Here is a 9013-nt window from a genome sequence, read left to right as displayed (position 1 = left end):
TCCGACAGGAGGCCGTCCACGCCCTCCCGGTCGGTGGTGTGGTCGTCCGCGAAACGACGGTCACCCGTCGCGTCCGGCACGTGCTTCACACAGACGACGATCCTCAAGCTCATGAGCGGTTCTCCTGTCACGGGTGCACTGGATCCATGGCCTCAGGTCATGCCGAGGGTACTGAGTGCCAATCCCGGCCCGGCCGCGCCATGCGCCCGCAAGCGCCACCTGGACCGGCATGCCGTGTCGGCTCTCTTCGACTGGCGTCAGAGGCTCCGACACGACAATACGGCACTCAGTACCCCTCGTAAAGGAACTCAGTACCCTTCACGGTGGCCCGGGGCCCTCGGGCCGTCCTGCGGGGCCGGTCCGCCCAGGGCCACGGCGGCCTCGCCGGTGTGGACCCGGAAGGTGAGCGACTCCTGGAGGTACAGCCGGACGGAGTCGGCGTCGTGGGAGAGGTAGCCGACCGACACGTCCTGGCCGAGGACGAGCTCGAAGTCGCCGCCGCGGGCGGAGAGCAGGAGGGCGCCCTCGATGGCGGGGGCCCAGATGATGTCGCCGTCCAGGAGCCGGGCGAGGTGGTTGTGGACGGGGTAGCCGTGGTCGCTGGTCTCGTTGACGGCGGTGAACGCGTCCGCGCCGAGGAGCAGCGAGTACGGGCCGCCGACGCCCGCGAGGCGCAGGGCCGTGAGGGCGCGGCTGACGGCGTTGGGGTAGTCGCGGACGTCGGCCGGGAGCGCGACGGGCGGGTTGGTGGCGGCGGCGCGGATGCCTTCGATCGCGGCGGCCCGGTAGCCCTCGAAGACGGCGCGGTCCTCGGCGAGGGCGAGGGTGCGGGCGGCGTCCTTGACGGGCTGCCAGTCGGAGTCGCGGGCGCCGCGCTCGACGTCGTCGACGGCCTCGCGCGCGAGGGCGAACGGGACGCGGAGCTCGACCACCGGCCGGGCCTCGCGGGCGTGGGCCAGGACGCCGTCGGCGGGCGGGTCGATCACGGCGAGGTGGCCGGTGCCGACGGCCGCCAGCCCGGCGCCCTCGGGGCCGCGCAGGTCGACGGCGCGGCGGCCGGCGACGTGCAGCGTGAAGGTCTGGCGGGCCTCCTCCTCGATCTCGGCCCAGGCGGCGGCGGAGACGGGGGCGAGGTCCCGGTGCAGGTTGTCCATGGTGCGCAGGTCCTTGTCAGGGGGTCCGTTTGAGGCTGCCGATGCCGAGCGAGCCGTCCCCCGGGACGGCGGCCGGCGCGGGCGGCGGGGGCGGAGGGGCGTCGAGGAAGTCGGCGGTCGGGACGAAGAACAGCGAGCCGGTGACGGCGGTGGAGAAGTCGAGCAGCCGGTCGGTGGTGCCGGGCGGGCGGCCGACGAACATGTTGCGCAGCATCTCCTCGGTCACCTCGGGGGTGCGCGCGTAGCCGATGAAGTAGGTGCCGTACTCGCCGCCGCGCTCGAAGGAGCCGAACGGCATGTTGAAACGGACGATCTTCCGCTCCTCGCCGTCCGGCCCGGTGAGGACGGTGAGCGCCACGTGCGAGTCGGCGGGCTTGACGTCGTCGTCGAGCTCGATGTCGCCGAGCTTGGTGCGTCCGACCGCCCCCTCCTGCTCCTCGGTGCTCAGCGCGTTCCACTTGTCGAGGTCGTGCAGGTACTTCTGGACGACGACGTAGCTGCCGCCGGCGAAGCCCGGGTCCTCGTCGCCGACCAGCGCGGCGGCCTCGGCGGCGCGGCCCTCGGGGTTCTCGGTGCCGTCGACGAAGCCGAGCAGGTCCCGGTCGTCGAAGTACTGGAAGCCCTGGACGGAGTCGACGACGGCGGCCGCGCCGGCGAGGCGCTCGGCGAGCCGGGCGGCGAGCTCGAAACAGAGGTCCATCCGCTCGGCCCGTACGTGCAGCAGGAGGTCGCCGGGGGTGGCCGGGGCGCGGTGGCGGGCGCCGGCCACCTCGCGGAACGGGTGCAGCCCGGCCGGCCTCGGGCCCGCGAAGAGCCGGTCCCAGGCGTCCGAGCCGATGCCGGTGACGCAGGTCAGACGCCCCTCGGGGGCGCGGAAGCCGACCGAACGGCGCAGTCCGGCGAGGTCGGGCAGGAGGTCGCGGACGGTGTCCTCGCCACCGGGGTGCACGGTGAGCACGAGGAACACGGCCGCGCCGGTCAGCGGGGACAGGACGGCTTGCGGCTCGGGCTGCATGGGCGGTTCCCTCCGGGGGACGTCAGGAAGGCGCGAACCTGATCATTCGTACGATTACACCGCAGAGCGGGTGGATCGGCACGGGCAGCGCACGCCCGGGCACGGGGTGGTCGTCGGAGCGCCAACCTGTCCCGCTTCCCGCTTCCCGCTTTCGCGCCGCGCCGCAGGTCCCCCCGACAATGGGATGAGAGCTCCCGAAGGGCGGCGAACCGATGGCGCCGTACATCGCGGTGAGCGCGCTGAGCCACGAGGGCCTGGTGCGCGAACACAACGAGGACAGCCTCACGATCGGGCCGTGGACGCTCTGCGCCACGGTGACCACCAACCCGCAGACCCTGCTGTTCCCGTTCGGCCCGCCCTGCGTCGTCGCGGTCGCCGACGGCCTCGGCGGCCACCCCGGCGGCGAGGTGGCCAGCGCGCTGGTGGCCCGCCGGCTCGCCGCGGACGGTCCCGGGCTCGGCGACGAGGAGGCGGTCCGCGAGGAGCTCCAGGAGTGCAACCGCGCCGTCTACGCGGCCGCCGCCGAGGAACCGGAGCTGGCCGCGATGGGCACGACGGTGGCCGGCCTGGTGCTGCTGCCCGAGCGGGCGGTGGCGTTCAACGTCGGCGACAGCCGGGTCTACCGGGTCACCGCGGACGGCCTGCGGCTGGTGAGCGTGGACGACAGCCCGCCGCTGCCGCCCGGCCGGCGCACCACCTCGATGGTCACCCAGACGCTGGGCGGCTCGCTCGGCCTGACCTTCGTCGAACCGCACGTGCGCGCGACCCCGCTCGCCGCCGGCGACCGCTACCTGGTGTGCAGCGACGGGCTGACCGACCCGGTGCCCGAGGAGGAGCTCGCCGAGCTGCTCGCCCGGACCTCCGGGGACTCGGACCGGTCGGACGGGAAGGCGGCGTTCGAGCTGTGGCGGGCCGCGATCGAGGCCGGCGGGCCGGACAACATCACGCTGGCGCTGGTGCGGATCGGCGAATGACCGGACGCGGAGGAAGCGTGAAGCCGTGGTGACGATCCGTCACCACGGCTTCGCTGCAACGACGTTGATGCCTACTTGCGGAGCAGCAGGATCACGCCCGCGGTCACCAGGCCGACCACGACGGCGGCCGCGCCGTACGCCAGGCGGTGCGCCCGCACCACCGGCAGGAAGCGGTCCACGGCGTAGCGGCCGGGCCCGGTCAGGGCGAGCGCGGCGGCGCCGGCCGTGAGCAGCAGCTCGTACTCGCTGCCCTTCGGCGCGAAGAAGCCGCCGCCCCAGGTGACGGCGATCGCGTTGACCATCGTGCCGACGATCGCGGCGCCGGCCAGCGGGGTGAGCAGGCCGATCGCGAGCGCGAGGCCGCCCGCCGTCTCGGTGAGACCCGCGACGACGGCCATGGCGTTGCCCGCCGGGTAGCCGCTCGCGGTGAAGAACTGGCCGGTGCCGTCGATCCCGCCGCCCCCGAACCAGCCGAACAGCTTCTGGCTGCCGTGCGCGGCCATGGTCAGGCCGAGCACGAGGCGCAGGAGCAGGAGCCCGGCGTCGTAGGCGTGCGGGGAGGTCTCCGCCGCTCCGGGGGTCACCCGGTTCGGGCGGGCGGAAGTGGTGGGGGCGGTCGTGCTCGGGCTGCTGCTCGGCATGCGCGTCTCCATCGCTGGGGGTCGGTCGCGGGGAGGGGTGTGGTGATGCGGCCGCGCTCGGACACCCCGCGTTAGTTCAAATTTGAACGGGCTGCTCCTTGACCGTACCGTGGAGTTCGAATTTGAACAACTGACGGTCCGTCGGCGACTCGCGGTCCCGGCACCGCGCGGGGCAGGGTGGAGGCATGGCTGAACGCGCGCACCACGAACTGGCCGCGATGCCCGGCACGCCCTACCCCGAGGCCCTCGCCGCCTTCGGCGAGCGGGTCCGCCTGATCGGCCCCGACCAGTGGGACGCCCCCACCCCGTGCACCGACTGGTCCGTCCGCGACCTCGTCAACCACCTCACCGGCGAGCAGCTCTGGATTCCCGAACTGCTGATGGGCGCCACCGTCGCGGAGGTCGGCGGCCGCTTCGACGGCGACGTCCTCGGCGACGACCCGGTCGCCGCGTGGACGGCCGCCGCCGACGCCGCCAAGCACGCCTTCGCCGTCCCCGGCGCCACCCGGCTCACCGTCCACCTGTCGTTCGGGGACGCCTCCGGGCAGGACTACCTGGACCAGGTCACCACCGACCTCGTGATCCACACCTGGGACCTCGCCGAGGGCATCGGCCGCCGGACCCGGCTGCCCGCCGGTCTCGTCGACTTCGCCCTCGCCACGATCGACGGCCACGGCGACCTGTCGGGCACCGGCGCCTTCGCCCCGCCCGTCCCCGTCCCGGACGACGCGGACCCGCAGACCCGCCTGCTCGCCCTCACCGGGCGCCGCGCGCGCCCCCGAGAGAGGCGCTGACCTGCTGGTTCGCCGTCCACGCCGGCCGATGCCGGACACTGGAGACAACGGGGGGACGTTTCCGTGCGAGAGGCGGGCGTGCCATGCGCAGGCCGGACATCCTCGGCGAGTTCACCGCCGACCACCAGGCGGTCGCAGAGCTGCTCACCCGGATCGAGTCCGCGCCCGACGGCACCGCCGAGCGCGCCGACCTGCTGGCGACACTCACCGACCTGCTGTTCACCCACTGCGCCGCCGAGGAGGAGCACCTCTTCCCGGTCGTCCAGCACGACGTGCCGGACGGCGGGGCGCTGGTCTTCGGCTGCATCCACGACCATCTGGCGATCGGGCAGTACCTGGCCGACCTGCAGGGGCTCTCCCCCGGCGACCCCGCCTTCGCCACCCTCTTCGGCGGACTCGCCGACACCGTCCGGCGGCACCACACGACCGAGGAGAAGCAGCTCTTCCCCGCCGCCCGCAAGGCCCTGCCCGCCGCGGCCCGCGCGGCGCTCGGCGACCGGCTGCGGGCCGACCGCGAGGAGATCGCCGAGGCCGGGCCGGCTAGCCCTTCGGGCTGATCACCGCGAACCGGCCGCCCTCCGGGTCCTGGAGGCGGGCCACCCGCCCGTACGGGGAGTCGAAGGCGGGCCCGAGCGCCGAGCCGCCCAGCTCCCCGGCCAGCGCGATCGCCCGGTCGGTGTCCACGACGGAGAACGACACCTCCCAGTGCGGCGGCGCCCCCGCCGGGCCGCCCGCCTGCTCCTTCGCGAGCGCCGCGACGCTGTGGCCCTCCGCCCGCAGCACCACCCGGTCGTGCTCCCAGCGCACGTCGAACCGCTCCGGGTCGCGGCCGTCCCAGCGGAACACCTCGCCGTAGAACAGGGCAGCGGCGAACGGGTCCGGGGTGCGCAGCTCGATCCAGACCGGGGCGCCCGGCAGGTCCAGCCGCCGGGCCCGGCCCGGCGGGCCCTCCCAGATGCCGAACGCGGCGCCGGCCGGGTCCGCGGCGAACGCGATCCGCCCGACGTCGAAGGCCAGCGGCCCGACGGCCAGCGTGGCCCCGCGCTCGCGCACCGCGTCGGCGGCGGCGTCGGCGCTCTCCGTCCCGAAGTAGCTCGTCCACGCGACCGGGATCTCCCAGCCGCCGCTCATGACGCCCATCCCGGCCACCGCCTCGCCGCCGACCACCGCGTGCACGTAGGGGCCGAGACGGTCCGGCCCGGGCTCGAACTCCCAGCCCAGCAGCGGCCCGTAGAACGCCTGCGCGTGCGCCAGGTCCCGGGCCGTCAGGCTCACCCAGCACGGAACGGCCGCCACGCAGCGCACCCGGGCGGTCTCACCGCTACCCATCGCGGACCTCCTCGCCACCCGGCCGCCGGGCCCCTCCCGACACCCACGGCCCACCGGCCGCCCGGGACGCCCACAGCCTAGGCCGACGGGCGTACCCCCGCCCGGCCCGACACGGCCGGGTTCAGCGCACCCGGTTCTCGGGCGGCTCGGTGTCCAGCGGGATGCCGACGGGCCCGGGCGGATCGACGGTCTCGCCGAAGGGAAGGATCCGGACCGCCTCGTAGCGGTCGCCGTCCGGCCGGCTGAAGACCCTGACCTCGGCGGAGCCCCTGTCGATCAGCCGAAAGACGGGGATGTCGGCGCCGGCACACGCCGGGCAGCACGTGGGGCCCATCGACGCCCGTGACGGTGACCCCGGGACATGGGACCACCACACAAAGCGGCGTGACGCAGGTCACAGTCGGGGGCGAAATATCCGGGGACGGAATCCCCGTTTGGACTCTCGTAGGCAGAAGCGGGGAGAAGTTCCCCGGTATCCTGATGAGGAGCAGTCGTCGTGACCACCGCCGCCACCAAGCCGGCCCGTTCCGCGGAGAGCGTCCGGGCGCCCAAGCTGCGTGCCGATGCCACCCGGAACCGGGAGCGGATCGTGCTGGCGGCCCGGGACGCGTTCGTCGAACACGGTGCCGAGGTGCCGCTGGACGAGATCGCGAAGCGGGCGGGGGTCGGCAACGCCACGCTGTACCGGAACTTCCCGGACCGCACGTCGCTGATCAAGGCCGTGGCACTGCTCGTCAAGGGCCGCATCCTGGCCCTCGCCGAGACGGCGGCGGCCGAGGCGGACGCGGACGGCGGCACCGGCCCGTTCGACGCGCTCCAGCGGTTCGCGCACGGGACCGTCGAGGAGAAGGTCGGCGCGCTGTGCACGGTCTTCGGCACCCGGGTGGACCCGTTCGACCCGGACGTCGTCGAGATCCGCGACCGGATGCGCGCGGCCGTCGGCGGCCTGCTGGAGCGGGCCCGCGCGGCGGGCGAGCTGCGGCCGGACGTCGACCACGGTGACCTGTTCATCGCGATCGCCCAGCTCTCCCGCCCGCTGCCGAACACCTCCTGCCGGATGCTCGACGACTTCGTGCACCGGCACCTCCAGCTCTTCCTGGACGGCCTGCGGGCACCCGCCCGTTCGGTCCTGCCCGGCCGGCCCGCCACCTTCGAGGACTTCCAGGCCGCCCACCACTGATCCGATCCGACCCCCGGAGCCCACGACCCCCGACCGACCGGAGCCCCAGGCCGCCGAGGCCTGATCCCGGCATGCCCGCGTACGGCGCCGACACTCGCGCGCCGCAAGCCCGTTGACCCCTCTCCCGCCCCGCACGCACCCGTGAAGCGAGTACCGCCATGCCCGAAACCGACGCCCGCCCGGCGACGCTGCCCGATCCCAGGCGCTGGAAGGCGCTGATCTTCATCGGCCTCGCCCAGCTGATGGTCGTCCTCGACGCGACCATCGTGAACATCGCCCTGCCGTCCGCCCAGCGCGACCTCGGCATATCCGACGGCAACCGCCAGTGGGTCATCACCGCCTACGCGCTGGCCTTCGGCGGCCTCCTGCTGTTCGGCGGCCGGATCGCCGACCTGTGGGGCCGCAAGCGCACCTTCATCGTCGGCCTGACCGGCTTCGCCCTCGCCTCCGCGCTCGGCGGCGCCGCGGCCAACACCGCGATGCTGCTCGGCGCCCGCGCCCTCCAGGGCGTGTTCGGCGCGCTGCTCGCTCCCGCCGCGCTGTCCCTGCTCGCGGTCACCTTCACCGAGGCCAAGGAGCGCGCCAAGGCCTTCGGCATCTACGGCGCGATCGCCGGCGGCGGCGGCGCCATCGGCCTGATCCTCGGCGGCCTGCTCACCGAGTACATGAACTGGCGCTGGACCTTCTTCGTCAACATCCCGTTCGCGATCATCGCCGCCGCGGGCGCCGTCCTGGTGATCCGCGAGCCCGCCGAGGGCCGCAACCGCAACCGTCTGGACGTCCCGGGCGTGCTGCTGGTGACCACCGGCCTGGTCTCCCTGGTCTACGGCTTCACCCGCGCCGAGACGAGCGGCTGGACGGCCGGCAGCACGCTGGGCCTGTTCGTCGCCGCCGCCCTGCTGCTGACCGCGTTCGTCCTGGTCGAGCGCCGGGTCAAGGCCCCGCTGCTGCCGCTGCGCGTGGTGCTCGACCGCAACCGCGGCGGGGTGTACCTGTCGCTCGGCATGGCCGTGATCGGCATGTTCGGCCTGTTCCTGTTCCTGACCTACTACTTGCAGATCGTGCTGGGCTACAGCCCGGTCCTGACCGGCGTCGCGTTCCTGCCGATGGTGGCCGGCATGATCACCGGCTCGACCCAGATCGGCGCCCGGCTGATGACCCGGGTCCCGGCGCGCTTCCTGATGGCGCCCGGCTTCCTGGTCGCCTCGATCGGCATGCTGATCCTGACCCAGATCGGCCTGGACTCCTCCTACCCGGTCCACATCCTGCCCGGCCTGATCCTGATGGGCCTCGGCATGGGCACCGCCTTCATGCCGGCCATGAGCCTCGCCACGCACGGCGTGCAGCCGCGCGACGCGGGCGTGGCCTCGGCGATGGTCAACACCTCGCAGCAGGTCGGCGGCGCGATCGGCACCGCGCTGCTGAACACCATCGCGGCCAGCGCCACCACGGGCTGGCTGGCCTCGCACGCGACCGCCGCCGCGGCGACCGATCCGGCCGCCGCCAAGGTGCTGCAGTTCCAGGGCATGGTGCACGGCTTCTCGACCGCGATCTGGGTGTCCTTCGGGATCCTGGTGGCGGCCTCGGCCGTGGCCTTCACCTTCGTCAACGCGGGCCGTCCCGGCGCGGCGAGCGGCTCGGCCGCCGGTGCCGAGGAGGTCGTCGAGGTGCCGGTGCTGGCGCACTGACCCCCGGCCCCTGACGGGCGGAACTCCGGGTGCGTACGCGGCCCGTCCGGTGTCCAGGACACCGGACGGGCCGTTCGCCGTTCCCGGGCCGTTCGCCGTTCCCAGGGCGGCCGGGCGGCCCCGGGCGCGGGCGCGGGCCGGGCGGCCGGTGCACACGGGCAGCCCCCGCCCCCTCGAAGCGGCGGCCCCGATCGACGAGAATGACGGGTACCGCGAGATGTCCGCGGGCCACCGTCAC

Annotated in this window: 10 protein-coding genes and 1 pseudogene; 5 read left to right on the top strand and 6 right to left on the bottom strand. The window is 74.2% G+C overall.

The genetic code is table 11. From position 1 onward, the window contains the following. The 3 genes and pseudogenes from AB0C76_RS37445 to AB0C76_RS37435 form a co-directional block, all read right to left on the bottom strand. Nucleotides 1–113: pseudogene (locus AB0C76_RS37445) on the bottom strand (electron transfer flavoprotein subunit beta); the annotation flags it as partial. A gap of 195 nt (nt 114–308) precedes the next feature. Next, nucleotides 309–1154 carry a family 1 encapsulin nanocompartment shell protein gene (locus tag AB0C76_RS37440; RefSeq protein WP_359974330.1) on the bottom strand — a complete coding sequence of 282 codons (846 nt, stop codon included), beginning with the start codon at nt 1152–1154 and terminating at the stop codon, nt 309–311. Nucleotides 1155–1170: 16 nt separating this feature from the next. Further along, on the bottom strand, nt 1171–2169 hold the full coding sequence (locus AB0C76_RS37435) for a Dyp-type peroxidase (protein ID WP_359974328.1): 999 nt from the start codon (nt 2167–2169) through the stop codon (nt 1171–1173). Nucleotides 2170–2381: 212 nt separating this feature from the next. Between AB0C76_RS37435 and AB0C76_RS37430 the strand changes: the two genes are divergently transcribed. Further along, nucleotides 2382–3143 carry a PP2C family serine/threonine-protein phosphatase gene (locus AB0C76_RS37430; RefSeq protein WP_359974326.1) on the top strand — a complete coding sequence of 254 codons (762 nt, stop codon included), beginning with the start codon at nt 2382–2384 and terminating at the stop codon, nt 3141–3143. Nucleotides 3144–3214: 71 nt separating this feature from the next. Here the strand turns inward: AB0C76_RS37430 and AB0C76_RS37425 are convergent, their stop codons facing one another. Further along, the gene (locus AB0C76_RS37425; RefSeq protein WP_359974325.1) at nt 3215–3784 is read right to left on the bottom strand and encodes a DoxX family protein; all 570 of its coding nucleotides are present in this window, start codon (nt 3782–3784) and stop codon (nt 3215–3217) included. Between the two features lie 185 nt (nt 3785–3969). On the opposite strand from AB0C76_RS37425, the gene AB0C76_RS37420 reads away from it, so the two are divergent. Continuing rightward, nucleotides 3970–4578, top strand: a complete 609-nt coding sequence (locus AB0C76_RS37420) for a TIGR03086 family metal-binding protein (RefSeq protein ID WP_359974323.1) — start codon at nt 3970–3972, stop codon at nt 4576–4578. Nucleotides 4579–4661: 83 nt separating this feature from the next. After that, nucleotides 4662–5135, top strand: a complete 474-nt coding sequence (locus tag AB0C76_RS37415) for a hemerythrin domain-containing protein (protein WP_359974321.1) — start codon at nt 4662–4664, stop codon at nt 5133–5135. On the opposite strand, the gene AB0C76_RS37410 is transcribed toward AB0C76_RS37415, so the two are convergent. Together AB0C76_RS37410 and AB0C76_RS37405 are read right to left on the bottom strand one after the other, a co-directional pair. After that, the gene (locus tag AB0C76_RS37410) at nt 5119–5907 is read right to left on the bottom strand and encodes a VOC family protein (protein WP_359974319.1); all 789 of its coding nucleotides are present in this window, start codon (nt 5905–5907) and stop codon (nt 5119–5121) included. The two genes, AB0C76_RS37415 and AB0C76_RS37410, sit on opposite strands and share 17 nt — an antisense overlap. Nucleotides 5908–6028: 121 nt before the next feature. Continuing rightward, nucleotides 6029–6241: a hypothetical protein gene (locus AB0C76_RS37405; protein ID WP_359974317.1), complete on the bottom strand. Its 213-nt coding sequence runs from the start codon at nt 6239–6241 to the stop codon at nt 6029–6031. A 162-nt stretch (nt 6242–6403) separates the two neighbouring features. Between AB0C76_RS37405 and AB0C76_RS37400 the strand changes: the two genes are divergently transcribed. Both AB0C76_RS37400 and AB0C76_RS37395 read left to right on the top strand, forming a co-directional pair. Next, nucleotides 6404–7087: a TetR/AcrR family transcriptional regulator gene (locus tag AB0C76_RS37400; RefSeq protein ID WP_359974315.1), complete on the top strand. Its 684-nt coding sequence runs from the start codon at nt 6404–6406 to the stop codon at nt 7085–7087. A gap of 158 nt (nt 7088–7245) precedes the next feature. Next, nucleotides 7246–8775 carry an MFS transporter gene (locus tag AB0C76_RS37395; protein WP_359974313.1) on the top strand — a complete coding sequence of 510 codons (1530 nt, stop codon included), beginning with the start codon at nt 7246–7248 and terminating at the stop codon, nt 8773–8775. Nucleotides 8776–9013 lie beyond the last annotated feature (238 nt).

Origin of the sequence: Kitasatospora sp. NPDC048722, assembly GCF_040650235.1 — a bacterium.
GTDB lineage: Bacteria > Actinomycetota > Actinomycetes > Streptomycetales > Streptomycetaceae > Kitasatospora.
The sequence above is the reverse complement of the archived record's forward strand: the minus strand, read 5'-3'. Positions and strand labels throughout refer to the sequence as shown.

What these genes read in the sequence shown, in the direction of transcription:
- AB0C76_RS37440 (WP_359974330.1), bottom strand. Translation starts at nt 1,154, where the DNA reads ATGGACAACCTGCACCGGGACCTCGCCCCCGTCTCCGCCGCCGCCTGG.
- AB0C76_RS37435 (WP_359974328.1), bottom strand. Translation starts at nt 2,169, where the DNA reads ATGCAGCCCGAGCCGCAAGCCGTCCTGTCCCCGCTGACCGGCGCGGCC.
- AB0C76_RS37430 (WP_359974326.1), top strand. Translation starts at nt 2,382, where the DNA reads ATGGCGCCGTACATCGCGGTGAGCGCGCTGAGCCACGAGGGCCTGGTG.
- AB0C76_RS37425 (WP_359974325.1), bottom strand. Translation starts at nt 3,784, where the DNA reads ATGCCGAGCAGCAGCCCGAGCACGACCGCCCCCACCACTTCCGCCCGC.
- AB0C76_RS37420 (WP_359974323.1), top strand. Translation starts at nt 3,970, where the DNA reads ATGGCTGAACGCGCGCACCACGAACTGGCCGCGATGCCCGGCACGCCC.
- AB0C76_RS37415 (WP_359974321.1), top strand. Translation starts at nt 4,662, where the DNA reads ATGCGCAGGCCGGACATCCTCGGCGAGTTCACCGCCGACCACCAGGCG.
- AB0C76_RS37410 (WP_359974319.1), bottom strand. Translation starts at nt 5,907, where the DNA reads ATGGGTAGCGGTGAGACCGCCCGGGTGCGCTGCGTGGCGGCCGTTCCG.
- AB0C76_RS37405 (WP_359974317.1), bottom strand. Translation starts at nt 6,241, where the DNA reads ATGGGCCCCACGTGCTGCCCGGCGTGTGCCGGCGCCGACATCCCCGTC.
- AB0C76_RS37395 (WP_359974313.1), top strand. Translation starts at nt 7,246, where the DNA reads ATGCCCGAAACCGACGCCCGCCCGGCGACGCTGCCCGATCCCAGGCGC.